The following is a 16,620-nucleotide window of genomic DNA, read 5'->3' on the forward strand; positions in this document are numbered from 1 at the left end:
CATTGGGGATCTTGCCTATGACCGCTTTAGCATTCCAAGTCGGCGCCTGGGTCGGTGGCCCCGGCCAATACCCGCAGCCCACTCAAGAAAACGTGCAGGCATTCCAGGATTTGCAGGGCACGCACATTGACCTCATCAGCTACTTTGCGCTCTTCGACATGAACGACTGGGACGCGACCGAAGAGTATGCAAATGTCGCAAAAGACAACGGCTCCACGCTTGTGGTGACCTGGATGGCAAACGGCTATAACGCGCAAGATTTGGTGAACGGCAAGGCCGATGAATACATCCGCGACTACGCCAAGGGTGTTAAAGGCTATGGCGAAGAAATCTGGCTCAGGCCGCTCCACGAAGCAAACGGCGACTGGTACGATTGGAGTGTAGGCAAGGCTGGCGCAGGCAACACCGATGCAAACGTCGCCGAAGCATTCCGTCATATCGTAAAAATCTTCAAGGAAGAAGGCGTAACGAACGTCAAATGGGTATGGACCACCAACGCCTCAAACGCAGGAAAGGGTTCGACGCTCACCGGCAACTACCCCGGCGACGAATACGTGGACTACATTTCCATCGACGGTTACAACTGGGGCAAATGCCAAAGCTGGTCTAGCTGGCAGACGTTCTCGCAGGTGTTCAAAAAATCCTACGACGCACTCGCCAAAATCAACAAGCCGCTCTTTATCGCCGAAATTTCCAGCTCCGAACTCGGCGGTAACAAGGCCGAATGGATTACGGACATGTTCGAGCACTTTGCTACAGACTTCTCCCGCGTATTTGCGGTGATGTGGTTCAGCCAGAGCAAGGAAGATAACGAAGGCGACTGGGCGCTCAACACTTCACAGGCTGCAGTTGATGCATGGAAAGCAGGCATCGCGAAGATGAAGGCTTTGGACAGCAGCACCTCCATCAAACCAGCCGGGAGGGCATCCAGCAGTTCCTTTCGCCTGCAAGACGGCAAGCTCTACATGCAAACCGGCAAAGCATTAAAGGCAAGTGTCGTGCAGTTTGACTATCAGGGCCGTGTCCTGTGGCAGAGCCCGGTGCAGCACTTCACCGCGGGCATACACGCTATCGACGCTCCCAAGGCAAACGCACAAAGCATTTACAAGTTATCCGTGAAGCGCTAAACAAAACTTATTCATAAAACTCCTTGGACAACCCCCATTCTAGCTCCTTCAAAACGCTAGAGTGGGGATTTTTTATTTGTATGCACGCAAAAGGGAACATCACCAATAATTCAGATTTTCCGCAGCACAAAACTCGCGCAAAGCCAAACACTAGAGACACTTTGAATTTTTTATGCGCTTTTGTTCGGGCTCTTCGAAAGCGCTCAAAGTATCTTTTAAATATAACAGTTCAAGAAACTTAACGGAGCCTTATGAACAACAAACTATTCACATCTCTTTGCGCCGCGCCAGTTGCAGCGATGGCGATCCAAATCGGCGCTTGGGTCGGAGGCCCCGGACAATCCCCGCAGCCCACCAAAGAGAATGTACGGGCGTTCCAAGACTTGCAAGATGCTCATCTTGATCTTATCAGTTACTTTGCAGTTTTCGACGTGGACGACTGGAAGCGGGTGCAAGTTTACGCAGACATCGCAAAAGAAAACGGATCGACGCTAGTCGTCACATGGATGCCCAAAGGCTACAGCGCCCAAGACATTGTGAACGGCAAGACGGACAACTACATCCGAGAGTTCGCAAAGGGCGTCAAAAATTACAGTGAAGAAATCTGGTTGCGCCCCCTGCACGAAGCGAACGGCGATTGGTACGACTGGGGCGTGGGCAAAAAAGGCGCCGGGAATACCGATGCTAATGTCACCGAAGCATTCCGCCGCATCGTCAAGATTTTCCGCGAAGAAAACGTGAAGAACGTCAAATGGGTCTGGACCACGAATGTCACGAACCACGGCGAAGGCGCCACGCTCACAGGCAACTATCCCGGTGACGAATACATCGACTACATTTCCATCGACGGTTACAACTGGGGCAAAAGCCAAAGCTGGTCCAGCTGGAAGTCCTTTGCACAAGTATTCGACGATGCCTACAAGGCACTCGCAAACATCGACAAACCGCTCTTTATCGCCGAAATCTCCAGCTCCGAAAAAGGAGGGAGCAAGGCCGAATGGATCGCCGACATGTTCGAGCACTTCAGCACCGACTACTCACGCGTATTCGCCGTGATGTGGTTCAGCCAAAGCAAAGACTACGAAGGCGACTGGGCGCTCAACACTTCGCAGGCTGCCGTCGATGCCTGGAAAGCGGGAATCAAGAAGATGAAGACAAATTCTAAGGGCAAAAAGAGATAAACCGATATTCTACCATATCCAGCCGTCTCGAAGCATAACAACTTCCCATTTCCCCGAACGCTTGGACAAGTAGTAAAAGCCACCTCGACCATAGCCGTCATTCACATTCAAGGTTACCATATCATGGTTCTTGTTTAATACCGCACTCACTATGGTCGGGTAAGAATGAAAAGAAAAATCATCATCCCAAAAACGTGGCGAAACGGGAATCTCCCACATCAAAAAACGGCGGTCCCCTCGCGCTTTCGTTTTCATAAAATTGTTCAATAACGATTCATATTCCTTGTTTAGAACAAGAACCTGCTGGCCTATCGGAGTTTTTTCCATGCAGGCAGATTTCGTTTTTTTCCACTCTTCCCGCTTTATATGGAACGGCTCAATCTTTTGAAAAGCCTTCATGTCAGCGGCTACAGTATCAACATAACGCACCTGCAACTCTTGAACAAAATAAGCAACTTTAAACATACTAGTAGAATCCTTTTTCAAGGCCGACAAAGCTTCTTCAAACGGAATACCCATAATCGCCGCTTCATGATCTTCCTTAGTTTCCCATTTCCACCCAGGTGCAGTCAGTTCTACTTTTTGTGTACTATCTACCATCTCAAGAAGGGATTCACGCCTTGCTGTATCAAGCATAAACCAATACATGTGTTTAATATGATATTCATAAAAATATTTCGAAACCGCTTCATTGATTTCACGTAAATCAGCCGCCAGGGAATCATCTGCCGGGATCGTTCCGCAAAGAGAATCCGTAGAACGTTTCAACCTCGCAAGGAAGTGACTTTTGTAATCGTTCATGGAATCGCGTAGCAGCGTGTCATTCGTCGCCTGGTACTGCTCATAAAAATTAAACGCGCGCGAAAGAACACTATCCAGAGGTAGCGTCTTCAACTCCTCAAACCGCTTTGCGCTTTTCAAATCATCTTCATTAGATTGAGAGCACCCGCAAAGGAGCGCAACAAGCACCACCACCAGCAAGCAAAAATTTCGCAGAAATTTCATACACAACATAAATACAATTTTTATCCAAAAAGGATTATCCTTTTTGAATAATCTTAATCGGATAATTAAGATTGCCGCGCATCTTCGATGCTCGCAATGACAATCCCAGCTTACAAATGCAAAAAAAGCCCGCAACATTCGCGGCTGCCCATAATACAGAAAAGGCCCGCGATTTTGTCGCGGACCTTCCTCTAGGATAATTCTGTGCTTGCGCGCAAGAATTAGAAACGGAAGTGAGCGAAAGCCTTGTTGGCTTCGGCCATCTTGTGCGTATCGTTCTTCTTGCGGACTGCGTTGCCTTCGCTGTTCTTAGCGGCAACGAGTTCTGCAGCAAGGCGTTCTGCCATGTTGGCTTCGTTGCGGTTACGAGCTGCATCGAGGAGCCAGCGGAGAGCGAGAGCCTTGGCGCGATCCGGAGCAACTTCCATCGGGACCTGGTAGTTTGCACCACCAACGCGACGGGACTTGACTTCGACACGCGGCTTGATGTTTTCAAGGCAGAGTTCGAACTTTTCGAGCGGGGTTTCCTTGCCTTCAACCTTCTTGTCGAGGAGGTCGAGAGCGGTGTAGACGATCTGTTCAGCGATGGTCTTCTTACCCTGCTTGAGCACGACACCAACGAGTTCGGTGACGAGCGTGGAGTGGAAACGCGGATCCGGGAGGATGGAGCGATGGAGAGCCTTTCTTCTTCTAGACATAGATTACTTCCTTACTTCTTGGCCGGAGCGGCACCTTTCTTCTTAACACCGTACTTGGAGCGGCCGTTCTGACGGCCGTTGACTGCCTGAGTATCAAGCGTACCACGGATGATGTGGTAGCGAACACCCGGAACGTCCTTCACACGACCACCGCGGATGAGCACGATGGAGTGTTCCTGGAGGTTGTGGCCTTCACCCGGGATGTAAGCGGTAACTTCCATCTTGTTGGAAAGGCGCACACGAGCGATCTTACGAAGAGCAGAGTTCGGCTTCTTCGGGGTGCTGGTGTAAACACGGGTGCAAACGCCGCGCTTCTGGGGGCAGGACTTCAAAGCTACGGAAGCGGTCCTGTTGCTGATCTGTTCACGTCCGTTACGGACGAGCTGTTGAATAGTTGGCACTGTTTAATCTCCTAGATTTTGGAGTGCAAATATAGTTTTATTTCCAAATATTTCAAGTACTTAGCTGTTAATTATCTGAATCTTCCTCGTCAGAAGAGCCGATTTCGTTATCCAAGAGCTGGATTCCGGAACCAGATTCGTAATTTTCAGCCTGTACATTCTGCAAACGAGAGCGTTCTTCCATTTCGTCGGCATCGGCATCGATCACTTGGACGTTCCTCAAGTGACGGGCACCAGTACCGCACGGAATAAGTCGACCCATAATCACGTTTTCCTTAAGACCCATGAGCGGATCCACGCAGCCTTCGATGGAGGCGCGGGTAAGGATTTTTTGGGTTTCCTGGAAGGAAGCTGCAGAAATGAAGCTGTCCGTTGCCAAGGAAGCCTTAGTGATACCAAGGAGCATCGGTTGATACTTAGCTTCAGCCTTACCGAGAGCGCGCAGACGTTCGTTTTCGGTACGGAGACGGGTCTTGGAAATTTCTTCGCCCGGCAAGAGATCCGATTCACCCGGATCCAGAATGCGAACCTTGCGCATCATCTGACGAACGATACATTCGATGTGCTTATCTGCAATAGCCACACCTTGCAGGCGGTAAACTGCCTGGATTTCGTTCACCAAGTGGCGCTGCACATCCTCGGGTCCGAGAACGTCGAGGATATCGTGCGGGTCCACACTGCCTTCGCTGATCTTCTGACCAGCACGGACACGGTCACCGTCATTGACCGCCAGATGGATACCACGCGGAACCAGCACTTTCACTTCGTTGCCATCCATCTGCTGAATAATAACTTCTTGGTTGTTGCGCACTTCGTTACCGTACTTGACGAGACCGTCAACCGGTGCGATGAATGCCTTGTTCTTCGGAACGCGAGCTTCGAAGAGTTCAGCGACGCGCGGAAGACCACCGGTAATATCGCGGGTCTTACCAGCAGCACGCGGAAGCTTTGCGATAACCTGACCGGAGGTAACCTTGTCGCCCTGATGCACGGCGAGGATAGCGCCGTCAGGCAACATGAAGTGGCCAACCTTTTCGCCACGTTCATCATTGATGATGATGACCGGACGCAATTGGTTCTTACCGTGCTGCTTGTCGCTGATGACGATCCAAGTTTCGACTTCAGTCATTTCATCGCGTTCAATACGGTAAGTTCTGTTTTCAATAAGATTGCTAAATGCGATCGTACCGGACACGTTCGTGATAATCGGGCTGTTATACGGATCCCATTCGAACATGCTTTCGCCCTTCTTGACGGTAGCATTGTTTTCGACGTGCAAGATTGCACCGTACGGAATCTGGTAACGGCCCTTGTTGATGCCGGTATTGTCGAAGATAACGAGTTCACCCATACGGGAGACGACGACCTTCTGGCCTTCGTGGTCCACCGTTTCGACCTGTTCGAGTTCAATGTGACCGTCAACCGTTGCCTTCTTGTCGCTTTCGACAGTAAGACGGGAAGAAGCACCACCAATATGGAACGTACGGAGGGTAAGCTGCGTACCCGGTTCACCGATGGACTGTGCAGCGAGCACACCCACGGCTTCGCCGAGGTCAACCGGACGACCGGAAGCAAGCATACGGCCGTAGCACTTGGCGCAAACGCCGGTCTTCGAGTTACAGGTAAGCACAGAACGCATCTTGATGTGTTCGAGACCTGTAGCGGAAATCTTCGGGAGGTCACGTTCGGTAACGAGTTCGCCAGCCTTGACAATCACTTCGCCAGTAACCGGGTGCTTGATGTCTTCGACCGGAGCGCGACCGAGGAGACGTTCTTCAAGAGGAATGACAGTATCGTCACCGTCCTTGAATGCGGAAACTTCAATACCATCGGTAGTACCGCAGTCCGGTTCGGTAATCACGAGGTCCTGGCCTACGTCAACGAGACGACGGGTAAGGTAACCAGCGTCAGCCGTCTTAAGAGCGGTATCAGCCAAACCCTTACGAGCACCGTGAGACGAAATGAAGTATTCCATCACGTTCAAGCCTTCACGGAAGCAAGACTTAATCGGGTTTTCAATAACTTCCTGACCACCGAGCTGCTTGATCGGCTTCTGCATCAAACCACGCATACCGGACAGCTGCTTAATCTGTTCACGGCTACCACGAGCGCCGGAGTCGGCCATCATGTAAACCGGGTTGAAACCGTCACGGTCGTGAGAGAGCAAATCCCACTGCTTGGCAGCAACGTCGGATGTCGTCTTGGACCACACGTCAATCGTCTGGTTATAACGTTCACCGTCAGTAATGACACCGTCTTCGTAAAGGGCGCGAATCTTGGAAACTGCTTCGGCAGCCTTGTCGAGCATTTCCTGCTTTTCCTTCGGGATAACCATTTCGGCGATAGCCACGGAGGAACCAGCACGCGTTGCCCACTTGTAACCGTTAGCCTTGAGGTCGTCGAGGTAGTCGACGGTCACGCGGTTGCCGGTACGACGATAGAGGTCGTCAATGGACTTAGCGATAACCTTCTTGCCGAAGGTTTCGTTGGCATAACCAAGAGCGTTCGGAACAAATTCGTTAAAGATGATACGGCCGACAGTCGTCTTGATGACGTTATCTTCCTTGAGGGTAAGGAACTTGACCTTTTCGCCAGCCTTGACATTGACTTCGATATTGCCATTGTCGTCAGCCATTTCGCGGATGCAGGTGCAGTCCTTTTCGACAGCGCCCATATAGATCTTGCGACCTGCCGGGAGCTTAAGGTAAACATTGGCATTCAAATCGACGACATCGTTTTCGTAAGCGCGGATGGCTTCGGCCGGGTCGTAGAAGTGCATGCCTTCACCCTTGCGGTTCGGACGCGGCTTGGTGAGGTAGTACAGACCAAGCACGATGTCCTGGCCCGGCACAGCAATCGGCTGACCGGAAGCCGGGTGAAGAATGTTGTTCGAAGAAAGCATCAACACGCGGCATTCGAGCTGAGTTTCGAAAGAAAGCGGAAGATGCACAGCCATCTGGTCACCGTCGAAGTCAGCGTTGAATGCTGTACAGACGAGCGGGTGGAGGCGAATCGCGTTACCTTCGATGAGCTTCGGATAGAAGGCCTGGATACCCAAGCGGTGAAGCGTCGGAGCGCGGTTCAACATGACCGGGTGGTCTTCAATAATCTGTTCGAGAATGTCCCAAACTTCAGGACGTTCTGCGTCAACGTACTTCTTAGCAGACTTGAGCGTATAGACAATGCCTTCTTCTTCCAAGCGCTGGATGATGAACGGCTTGTAAAGTTCAAGAGCCATGCGCTTCGGGAGACCGCACTGGTGCATGCGAAGTTCCGGTCCCACGACAATCACGGAACGGCCGGAATAGTCCACACGCTTACCGAGCAAGTTCATACGGAAGCGGCCCTGCTTACCCTTGAGGAGTTCGGCGAGGCTCTTGAGCGGACGTGCAGAACCTGCACGAGCGGTGCGGCGGCCGCTATCGAACAACTGGTCGACAGCTTCCTGGAGCATACGCTTTTCGTTGCAGAGAATCACGTTAGGGGCACGGATGTCGATCAACTTTTTCAAGCGGTTGTTGCGGTTGATGACACGGCGATAGAGTTCGTTCAAGTCGGAGGTAGCAAAGCGACCACCTTCGAGCGGTACGAGCGGACGAAGATCAGGCGGGATAACCGGAAGAACGTCGAGGATCATCCAAGACGGCTGGTTAGCGAGCAAACGAGCTTCGTTCGGATACTTGTGGCGGAATTCTTCGTAGGCGTCAGCAAGCACAAAGTCATCGTGCTTGGCTTCGTAATCTACCTTGAATTCGGCAACAGCTTCGGCAAGACCCTTGAGCCAGGCCTTGCTTGCGTCGCGGGCCGGATCCGGATTCTTGTAGTAGCTGCGGAAGCTTTCCATCTGGGACTTCTTGAAGGCTTCGACGACCTTGAGGCGCTTCACGGCATCGTCCTGCTTGGTCTTGGACTTGGAAGTAGCCTGCAAGCGGAGTTCTTCGGAGAGCTTGGTCAAGTCGACGCGGTCGAGCAACTGCTTGATAGCAGATGCGCCCATCTTGGCTTCAAATTCACGGCCTTCGGCAACGAGGTCCTGATACTGAGCTTCGTCGATCAGGGAATTCGGTTCGAGGTCGGTCGTACCCGGATCAATCACCACATACTTTTCGTAGTAGATGATATGGTCGAGGTCCTTAGTATTGAGGTTGAGAAGTGCACCAATGACGCACGGCTGGTTACGGACAAACCAGGTGTGGGTCAGAGGAATAGCAAGTTCGATGTGGCCCATGCGTTCACGACGGACCTTGGAGTGAGTCACTTCAACGCCGCAACGGTCGCAGATGACGCCCTTGTAGCGGATGCGCTTGAACTTACCGCAGTTGCATTCCCAGTTCTTAACCGGTCCAAAGATCTTTTCGCAGAAAAGACCATCCTTTTCAGGCTTGAAGGAACGGTAGTTAATCGTTTCCGGCTTTGTCACTTCGCCATAGGACCAGTAACGGATCAGGTCCGGGGAGGCGAGATGAATAGAAATGTCGCCAAACTGTTCAGTCATTTCTTCAGCCATAATTACTTGTCTCCAGTGGTCTCGATATCAAGACCCAAAGAATGAACTTCGCGAATCATAACATTGAAGGATTCAGGGATACCCGGCTTCGGAGTATTCTGACCCTTGACAATGGCGTCATAGACCTTGGAACGGCCCTGCACATCGTCAGACTTGACGGTGAGGAGTTCCTGCAACGTATAAGCGGCGCCGTAAGCTTCCATAGCCCACACTTCCATTTCACCGAAGCGCTGACCACCGAACTGGCTCTTACCGCCAAGCGGCTGCTGCGTCACGAGAGCGTAGCTACCGATAGAACGTGCGTGGATCTTGTCGTCAACCAAGTGACCGAGCTTGAGGTAGTACATGTAACCGATGGTCACCGGGTTGAGGAGGGCTTCACCGGTCTTGCCGTCGTAAAGCTTTGCCTTACCGATAATCTTGTTGTTATCCGGATCCATTTCGTAGTTCACGATCGGGTTCTTCTGGTAAGCCTTTTCGAGTTCCTTGCAGATATCTTCGAACTTGGCACCATCGAACACAGGAGTCGTCACCTTGAAGCCGAGAGTCTTTGCAGCCCAGCCCAAGTGAACTTCAAGCACCTGACCGATGTTCATACGAGAAGGCACGCCTAGCGGGTTCAGAAGAATCTGGAGCGGACGACCGTCTTCAGTGAACGGCATGTCTTCGACTGGAACGATTCTCGAAACGACACCCTTGTTACCGTGGCGACCTGCCATCTTGTCACCGATGGAGAGGCAACGCTTCTTCGCGATGTAGACCTTGACGCTCTTGAGAACGCCCGGCTTGAGTTCGTCACCCTTCGTAACCTTGTCGATTTCCTTTTCCATCGTGCGGGTAAGGGTATCGAGGTTGTCGCGAGCGACGAGAACGAGAGAAAGCACCTTGTCCTGGAGGTCATCGTCATCCACAACGAACGTGGAGAGCGGAGAAACCTTCGTGACGTCGATGAATCTGAGGTTCTGTTCGTTATAAGTCTGACCTTCGCGGATCAAGAGTTCGTGAGTTTCGTTGTCCATGACCTTGCCGGCAGACTTGCCTGCGAGGAGGTCGAACAAGTGTTCACGGCATGCATCCTTGATGCGGTCAATCTGGCTCTGGAAATTCATACGAATTTCTTCGATGGTTTCCTGATCCTTTTCCTTGCTCTTCTTGTCGGCCTTGTCCTTCTTGCTGAAGATACGGGTTTCGAGCACGACGCCCTTCATTCCCGGAGGAGCCTTGAGAGAAGAATCGCGCACATCGCCGGCCTTTTCGCCGAAGATGGCACGGAGCAAACGTTCTTCCGGAGTGAGTTCGGTTTCGCCCTTCGGGGTAACCTTACCGACGAGGATATCGTCCGGACCGACTTCAGCACCGACGCGGATCACGCCGTTTTCGTCGAGGTTACGGAGAGCGTCTTCACCGACGTTCGGAATTTCACGAGTCAATTCTTCCGGACCGCGCTTGGTGTCGCGCACTTCCATTTCGTATTCTTCGATATGGATAGAAGTGAACGTGTCCTTGATAGCGAGTTCTTCGGAGATAATGACAGCGTCTTCGTAGTTATAACCGTTCCACGGGAGGAAGCCGATGAGGATGTTCTTACCGAGAGCGAGTTCGCCGTGGTCAGTAGAAACACCGTCAGCCAAGACGTCGCCGACCTTCACAAAGTCACCAACGTTCACAATCGGCTTCTGGTTGATGCAGGAATCCTGGTTGGAACGTTCAAACTTGCGGAGCTTGTATTCGTCAATCGGATCCTTGCCGAGGAATTCATAGTTTTCGCCAAGGCCAGTGAGCGGTTCAAATACGCCGTTCACCATCTTGCCACGCTGCACAGTGATGTTGCGAGCGTCAACAAACGTGACCTTACCGTCATGCTTTGCACGGACAACCGTACCCGAGTCGAGAGCGGCACGACGTTCGAGACCCGTACCCACGACCGGAGCTTCGGCGCGGAGCAGAGGCACAGCCTGGCGCTGCATGTTAGAACCCATCAATGCACGGTTAGCGTCATCGTGTTCAAGGAACGGGATGAGGCCTGCTGCGACAGACACGATCTGCATCGGAGCCACGTCCATGAGGTCGATACGTTCGGTTTCGGTGTCGCCAATAGCGATGGAATCCTGCTTCATCAAGTGCGGGTATTCGCTCTTGTCGCGGACGATGACGTAGCCGTCCATGTCGCCCTTGAAGCGGTTGTCTTCGTCGAGTTCGGTAGAAGCCGGAGCGACCTTGAAGGAATCTTCTTCGTCAGCAGTGAGGTAGCTGATGTAGTCGGAAACAATCTGTTCCACGACGTCGCCCACCTGTACGTAATCCGGAGTGCCGTCGAAATCATCGAGAGCAAAACCGTTCTTGCTGTAAGAAACGTTACCGTCGGCATCCTTGATCTGGAACACCTTGTTCACGAAGCCTTCGAACAATTCGCGCTGGCGGTTGTCGAGGTTCAAGCGAACGGTGTCGATTTCCTTCTGGGTGAGTTCAAGTTCCACGAAGAGGTGCGGATCATGAACGAAGCCCTTGAAGATACCGAAATGCCACTTTTCTTCCGGGAAGTAGCACTTGTTGCCCTGAGCGTCCTTGAATTCAACGAGACCCACGATACGATACGGAGTTTCGATGAAGCCGAAGTGGTTCACCACGGCGTAAGAAGCGAGGGAGTTGATAAGACCGATGTTCGGACCTTCCGGAGTTTCGATCGGGCAGAGACGGCCATAGTGCGTGTAGTGAACGTCACGGACTTCGAAGCCTGCACGTTCACGGGTAAGACCACCAGGACCAAGAGCGGAGAGACGACGCTTGTGAGTAAGTTCAGAAAGCGGGTTCATCTGGTCCATGAACTGGGACAACTGGCTCTGGCCAAAGAATGCCTGGACGACAGTAGAAACCATGCGAGTATTCACGAGTTCGCGCGGAGTCGTCTGTTCTTCTTCGGAATGGAGAGAAAGGTTTTCGCGGATGACGCGAGACATACGGGAAAGGCCGACGGAAATCTGACCGGCAAGGAGTTCGCCCACGGAACGTGTACGACGGTTGCCCAAGTGGTCGATATCGTCAAGAGTGTAGCCTTCGTCGCCGTTGAAGAGGCCGACCATGTATTCGATGATAGCAAGGAAGTCAGTCTTGCTCATCGTCATCTGGGTCACAGACGGCATCTTGAATTCGTTGACGCGGTCGAAGCGTTCGGCAACTTCCTTAACCTTGGCAAGAATAGCAGCGGTGTAAACCTTTGCGTTCAAGCGGTAACGACCGACTTCGCCAAGATCGTACTTGTGCGGGTCGTTGAGGAAGAGTTCGTCGAAGTAGCGTTCGGCGGTCTGGAGGTTCGGAGCTTCTTCCTGCTGCTGGTGGGTCACGGAGTAGACAGCCTTGAGAGCGTCTTCGCGGGACTTGGTCTTGTCGGCAGCGAGGGTGTAGTGGATGAGGAGGTTGTCTTCTTCCTTGGAGAGCACGGTAATCTTTTCGACACTGCTTTCGCGGAGACGTTCGAGCTTCTTGTCGTCGATAACAGTGTTGGCTTCGAGGATGATTTCACCCGTTTCTTCGTCAATCACGTCATTGAAGATGATGCGGTTGATGAGGGTGCAGACACCTTCCTTGTCAAAGTCGTTAAATGCGGCATCGTCGAGGACAATTTCGTCGGTCTTCTTGTAGAAGAGGTTCAAGATGTCCTGAGTGGTTTCGAAACCGATGCAGCGAAGCATAGCCGTTGCAGCGAGCTTCTTCTTGCGGTCGATGATGAGGTAAAGGATGTCGCCTTCGGTGTTGAATTCAACCCATGCGCCGCGATGCGGAATAATACGGCTCTTGTAGTCGGAGCGGCCGTTGGGTTGCATTTCTTCGTCAAAGCTCACACCAGGAGAACGGTGCAACTGCGAAACGACGACGCGTTCGGCGCCGTTAATGATAAACGTTCCGTTCTCGGTCATGATAGGAAGTTCGCAAACCAAGACATCGTTCTTGATTTCTTCCTTGAGCTTGCTTTCTTCTCCGTCCTTTTCAAACACCTGGAGGGAGAGAGTTGCGAAAAGTTCCATGGAATACGTGAGACCGCGCTCACGGCATTCGGGGATGCTGTATTTCGGGATGCCGAAATAATATCCTTCATACTTCAAGGAATACAAATCCTTGTCATCGGTGATCGGGAAGATATCGCGGAACACGCGTTCAAGCCCGACATTCATCCTTTTCTCTTGGGGAATGTCCTTTTGAAGGAATTGCTCGTACGAAGCCTTCTGGACTTCGATCAGGTACGGGAGTTCCAGGTGGAACTTGTTGGAGGAATAAGACTTTCGCTCCGTCGTCATTAGAAATACCTCATCCGGTGAAGAGCCTAATAATAGTCAAAAAACACCAAAAGCCCGCACTGTAGTGCAGGCAATTGGTAAGGAAGAATTAATGCAGCAAAAGCATTACTTAAGGGTAACCTTTGCTCCGAGTTCTTCGAGTTTCTTCTTGAGAGCTTCGGCGTCAGCCTTCGGTGCAGCTTCCTTGATGACGCTGTTGGCAGTTTCGACGACCTTCTTAGCTTCAGCGAGACCGAGACCCGTGATAGCGCGAACTTCCTTGAGGATAGCCATCTTCTTGGCCGGATCGATTTCGGCGAGGATGACGTCGAATTCGGTCTTTTCTTCAGCAGGAGCTGCAGCAGCTGCAGCCATAACTACAGCGCCACCGGCAGCGGCTTCGATGCCGTGGGTTTCTTTAAGATAGTCAGCCAAAGCCTTAGCTTCGAGAAGGGTAAGACCAACAATTTGATCGCCCAGTGCCTTGATATCAGTTGCCATGATGTGTTTCTCCGATTATTCCGTTTAAAATTTTTGGTTTCGGAACCCGATTCTTTTTCCAGTTTTTCCTGGAGGGTCTTGAGCTGACCGGCAATCGTGGAGCCAGGTCCGAGAGCGATGGAGACGATCATTGCGATCATGCCCTTACGATCCGGAATCTTAGAGAGGTTCACGACTTCGGAGCCCGGCATTGCCTTGCCATCAAGGTAAATGCTCTTGGCAACCAAGAAATCAGGGTTTGCTTTGTGGAATGCTTCAATTTCGCGAGCCGGCAGGAGCGGGTCTTCTTCGAAACCGACCATCACAGACGTTGCGCCAGTGAGGGAATCGTTGAGACCTTCAACCTTGAGAGCTTCGAGCACGCGCTTGAGAAGAGTGTTCTTCACAGCGTGGTACTTGACACCCTTAGCAGCGAGGGCCTTGCGGAGGGCATTGTCCTTATCGACAGTGATGCCCTGGAAATTGAGCAGATAGACGGCGGTAGCGCCCTTGAAGGACTCGACGAGCGCGTCCACGGTCTGTTGTTTTTTAACTACAGCTTTCATGGTTTCTCCTAGCGCGTCAGTGCCATATCAAGTTTGATGCCCGGGGCCATCGTAGCCGTCAAAGTGAGGCTCTTGATGTAAGTGCCCTTAGAAGATTGAGGCTTGTTCTTCACAACAGAGTCGATAACAGCCTTCGTGTTTTCAACGAGCTGATCGGCAGTGAAGGAAAGCTTGCCAACCGGAGCATGGACGTTAGCGCCCTTGTCAACGCGGTAGGAAATCTTACCGGCCTTGAGTTCCTTGACGGTCTGAGCGACGTTAACCGTCACCGTACCAGCCTTGGGGCTCGGCATCATACCACGAGGACCGAGGACACGAGCGACCTTACTAATCACCGGCATCATGTCGGGAGTAGCAACGACGGCGTCAAAGTCCAGCCAGCCTTCCTGAATCTTCTGAACCAAGTCGGCACCACCAGCGTAGTCAGCACCAGCGGCTTTGGCAACTTCAAGGTTATTGTCCTTGCAGAATACCAAGACGCGGACCTGACGACCGGTACCATGCGGAAGCACGACAGTGCCACGAACCACTTGGTCGGAATGTTTTGGGTCCACACCGAGATTGAAGTGTACTTCGACGGTCTGGTCGAACTTCAATTCGGACTTTTTGAGTATTTCGATCGCTTCCTTAAGATCGTACGCCTTGGTGCGATCGTAAGATTCAGCAATCTTTTTGTATTTTTTTCCTCTGAACATGAAATTTTCCTGTCAGATACGTAACGGTGAATTACCTGCCTCAGTCAACCACTTCAATACCCATGGAACGAGGATCTGGGCTTGAGTGATCTTGCCAACTTTCTTACGGTTGGGTTCACCAGAGCCACTCTGCACGCCAGTAGCCTTCTTGATGAGGGCCGGAACCGGCGAGACCTTCGTGATGAAGGTAAAGCTCTTGTCAGCATAGACCGTGATAACGACCGGAACAATCATGCCCTTGTCGTTCTGGGTCTTAGCGTTAAACTGTTTGCAGAACTCCATGATGTTCACACCCTTCTGACCAAGGGCAGGACCTACCGGAGGAGCTGGGTTAGCTGCACCACCGGGAATCTGGAGCTTAATATAACCTGTGATTTTCTTTGCCACTGTATTGTCTCCGTTTCAAAAACCGTCTCAATTATGCGTCAGCGGATTCGACTTGGTTAAAAGCGAGTTCGACAGGAGTAGAACGACCAAAAACGGAAACCATGACCTTAATCTTGTTTTCCATAATTTCGTCTACCACGCCCACAAAGCCCTTGAACGGACCTTCCTTGATGCAGACATTTTCGCCAATTGTGTACGGAATTTGGATCTCGCCTTCGATGGAGTTTTCAGGATCAACTCCCAAGAGGCGATCGACCTCGCTCTGACGAAGCGGAATAGGTACTCGAGAAGCGCGAGTCATTCCGCCAAAATGGGTGACACCATTGATGGTAGACACCAGGTGCTGGGTGAGCTCGTCCAGCTCCATTTCAATAATAATATATGCAGGAAACAAATTTTGGACGCTAACACGACGCTTACCGCGAACGTTGGAAACAACTTCGCGGATAGGTACGAGTATACGTCCAAATTTATCTTGAACGCCTTCGCGCTCAATCATTTGCTCAAGGCGTTTCTTGATATTGTTTTCTTGACCGGTAAAGGTGTGTACTGCATACCACTGCATGGACATACATTAACCTCTACCCATAATGAAATTTACAATCCAAGAGAGCGCAAAATCGAGCCCTGCAATATAGAATCCCATAATAACGCTGAAGAGCATTACGACAAGAGTAGAACCCTTAAGTTCTTCCCAGGTGGGCCAAGTAACCTGTTTCAGTTCTTGGACAGATTCTGATACATATTGCTGAACCTTACGCATTTTTTCTCCGGGAAGTGAGCAGGTCGAGAGGGACTCGAACCCCCAACCAACGGTTTTGGAGACCGTGACTCTACCAATTGAGCTATCGACCTATTCGGACTTCCTTACTTGGATTCCTTGTGAACAGTATGCTTGCGGCAGAAGCGGCAGTACTTCTTGTATTCCACGCGGGAAGGATGAAGACGCTTGTTCTTGTCGCAATCATAGTTGCGCTGACCACATTCTGTGCATTCAAGCACGATGAGTTCTCTGGGCATTTTTTACTCTATTACTTGATGATTTCGGTTACAGAACCTGCACCAACCGTGCGGCCACCTTCGCGGATAGCGAAGCGGAGCTGCTTTTCCATAGCGATCGGAGCGATGAGGTTCACGTGGATCGTGACCGTGTCACCCGGAGTCACCATTTCAACACCTTCCGGGAGCTGGATTGTACCAGTAACGTCGGTGGTGCGGAAGTAGAACTGCGGACGGTAGCCGTTCATGAACGGCGTGTGGCGGCCACCTTCGTCCTTCGTGAGAACGTAGATTTCAGCCTTG

The 16,620-nt window shown here is 51.5% G+C and carries 13 protein-coding genes, 1 tRNA gene and 2 pseudogenes; 2 read left to right on the top strand and 14 right to left on the bottom strand.

Annotation, left to right across the window (positions count from 1 at the left end; translation table 11 throughout):
* Window positions 1–17 precede the first annotated feature (17 nt).
* Together HUF13_RS07465 and HUF13_RS07470 are read left to right on the top strand one after the other, a co-directional pair.
* Window positions 18–1,127: a glycoside hydrolase family 26 protein gene (locus HUF13_RS07465; protein ID WP_304038930.1), complete on the top strand. Its 1,110-nt coding sequence runs from the start codon at window positions 18–20 to the stop codon at window positions 1,125–1,127.
* Between the two features lie 251 nt (window positions 1,128–1,378).
* The gene (locus HUF13_RS07470) at window positions 1,379–2,308 is read left to right on the top strand and encodes a glycoside hydrolase family 26 protein (protein ID WP_173474545.1); all 930 of its coding nucleotides are present in this window, start codon (window positions 1,379–1,381) and stop codon (window positions 2,306–2,308) included.
* A gap of 9 nt (window positions 2,309–2,317) precedes the next feature.
* Here HUF13_RS07470 and HUF13_RS07475 read toward each other — a convergent pair whose 3' ends face one another.
* The 14 genes and pseudogenes from HUF13_RS07475 to tuf all read right to left on the bottom strand — a co-directional run.
* Window positions 2,318–3,313 carry a hypothetical protein gene (locus HUF13_RS07475; protein WP_173474546.1) on the bottom strand — a complete coding sequence of 332 codons (996 nt, stop codon included), beginning with the start codon at window positions 3,311–3,313 and terminating at the stop codon, window positions 2,318–2,320.
* A gap of 221 nt (window positions 3,314–3,534) precedes the next feature.
* The gene (gene rpsG, locus HUF13_RS07480; RefSeq protein WP_072829989.1) at window positions 3,535–4,011 is read right to left on the bottom strand and encodes a 30S ribosomal protein S7; all 477 of its coding nucleotides are present in this window, start codon (window positions 4,009–4,011) and stop codon (window positions 3,535–3,537) included.
* 11 nt (window positions 4,012–4,022) lie between these two features.
* Complete coding sequence (gene rpsL / locus HUF13_RS07485) at window positions 4,023–4,412, bottom strand: 30S ribosomal protein S12 (protein ID WP_015731968.1); 390 nt, start codon at window positions 4,410–4,412, stop codon at window positions 4,023–4,025.
* A 67-nt stretch (window positions 4,413–4,479) separates the two neighbouring features.
* The gene (rpoC, locus tag HUF13_RS07490) at window positions 4,480–8,919 is read right to left on the bottom strand and encodes a DNA-directed RNA polymerase subunit beta' (protein ID WP_173474547.1); all 4,440 of its coding nucleotides are present in this window, start codon (window positions 8,917–8,919) and stop codon (window positions 4,480–4,482) included.
* A 2-nt stretch (window positions 8,920–8,921) separates the two neighbouring features.
* Complete coding sequence (gene rpoB, locus HUF13_RS07495; protein ID WP_173474548.1) at window positions 8,922–13,211, bottom strand: DNA-directed RNA polymerase subunit beta; 4,290 nt, start codon at window positions 13,209–13,211, stop codon at window positions 8,922–8,924.
* Window positions 13,212–13,316: 105 nt separating this feature from the next.
* Window positions 13,317–13,679, bottom strand: a complete 363-nt coding sequence (gene rplL / locus HUF13_RS07500; RefSeq protein WP_304038938.1) for a 50S ribosomal protein L7/L12 — start codon at window positions 13,677–13,679, stop codon at window positions 13,317–13,319.
* Complete coding sequence (gene rplJ / locus HUF13_RS07505) at window positions 13,568–14,236, bottom strand: 50S ribosomal protein L10 (protein ID WP_304038932.1); 669 nt, start codon at window positions 14,234–14,236, stop codon at window positions 13,568–13,570. Before rplJ ends, rplL begins: the two co-directional genes overlap by 112 nt.
* 8 nt (window positions 14,237–14,244) lie before the next feature.
* The gene (rplA, locus tag HUF13_RS07510; protein ID WP_173474549.1) at window positions 14,245–14,931 is read right to left on the bottom strand and encodes a 50S ribosomal protein L1; all 687 of its coding nucleotides are present in this window, start codon (window positions 14,929–14,931) and stop codon (window positions 14,245–14,247) included.
* Between the two features lie 72 nt (window positions 14,932–15,003).
* A pseudogene (gene rplK / locus HUF13_RS07515) lies at window positions 15,004–15,318 on the bottom strand (50S ribosomal protein L11); the annotation flags it as partial.
* 31 nt (window positions 15,319–15,349) lie between these two features.
* Window positions 15,350–15,889, bottom strand: coding sequence for a transcription termination/antitermination protein NusG (nusG, locus tag HUF13_RS07520; RefSeq protein ID WP_173474551.1), 540 nt, complete (start codon window positions 15,887–15,889; stop codon window positions 15,350–15,352).
* A 3-nt stretch (window positions 15,890–15,892) separates the two neighbouring features.
* Window positions 15,893–16,081 carry a preprotein translocase subunit SecE gene (gene secE / locus HUF13_RS07525; RefSeq protein ID WP_173474552.1) on the bottom strand — a complete coding sequence of 63 codons (189 nt, stop codon included), beginning with the start codon at window positions 16,079–16,081 and terminating at the stop codon, window positions 15,893–15,895.
* A 19-nt stretch (window positions 16,082–16,100) separates the two neighbouring features.
* Window positions 16,101–16,173 (bottom strand) — tRNA-Trp (locus HUF13_RS07530).
* A 12-nt stretch (window positions 16,174–16,185) separates the two neighbouring features.
* Window positions 16,186–16,338, bottom strand: a complete 153-nt coding sequence (gene rpmG, locus HUF13_RS07535; protein ID WP_088640950.1) for a 50S ribosomal protein L33 — start codon at window positions 16,336–16,338, stop codon at window positions 16,186–16,188.
* Window positions 16,339–16,349: 11 nt separating this feature from the next.
* Window positions 16,350–16,620, bottom strand: a pseudogene (gene tuf, locus HUF13_RS07540) (elongation factor Tu); the annotation flags it as partial.

This window comes from Fibrobacter succinogenes, assembly GCF_902779965.1.
In the GTDB taxonomy this organism is placed as follows: Bacteria; Fibrobacterota; Fibrobacteria; order Fibrobacterales; family Fibrobacteraceae; genus Fibrobacter; species Fibrobacter succinogenes_F.

What these genes read in the sequence shown, in the direction of transcription:
- HUF13_RS07465 (WP_304038930.1), top strand. Translation starts at nt 18, where the DNA reads ATGACCGCTTTAGCATTCCAAGTCGGCGCCTGGGTCGGTGGCCCCGGC.
- HUF13_RS07470 (WP_173474545.1), top strand. Translation starts at nt 1,379, where the DNA reads ATGAACAACAAACTATTCACATCTCTTTGCGCCGCGCCAGTTGCAGCG.
- HUF13_RS07475 (WP_173474546.1), bottom strand. Translation starts at nt 3,313, where the DNA reads ATGAAATTTCTGCGAAATTTTTGCTTGCTGGTGGTGGTGCTTGTTGCG.
- rpsG (WP_072829989.1), bottom strand. Translation starts at nt 4,011, where the DNA reads ATGTCTAGAAGAAGAAAGGCTCTCCATCGCTCCATCCTCCCGGATCCG.
- rpoC (WP_173474547.1), bottom strand. Translation starts at nt 8,919, where the DNA reads ATGGCTGAAGAAATGACTGAACAGTTTGGCGACATTTCTATTCATCTC.
- rpoB (WP_173474548.1), bottom strand. Translation starts at nt 13,211, where the DNA reads ATGACGACGGAGCGAAAGTCTTATTCCTCCAACAAGTTCCACCTGGAA.
- rplJ (WP_304038932.1), bottom strand. Translation starts at nt 14,236, where the DNA reads ATGAAAGCTGTAGTTAAAAAACAACAGACCGTGGACGCGCTCGTCGAG.
- rplA (WP_173474549.1), bottom strand. Translation starts at nt 14,931, where the DNA reads ATGTTCAGAGGAAAAAAATACAAAAAGATTGCTGAATCTTACGATCGC.
- nusG (WP_173474551.1), bottom strand. Translation starts at nt 15,889, where the DNA reads ATGTCCATGCAGTGGTATGCAGTACACACCTTTACCGGTCAAGAAAAC.
- secE (WP_173474552.1), bottom strand. Translation starts at nt 16,081, where the DNA reads ATGCGTAAGGTTCAGCAATATGTATCAGAATCTGTCCAAGAACTGAAA.
- rpmG (WP_088640950.1), bottom strand. Translation starts at nt 16,338, where the DNA reads ATGCCCAGAGAACTCATCGTGCTTGAATGCACAGAATGTGGTCAGCGC.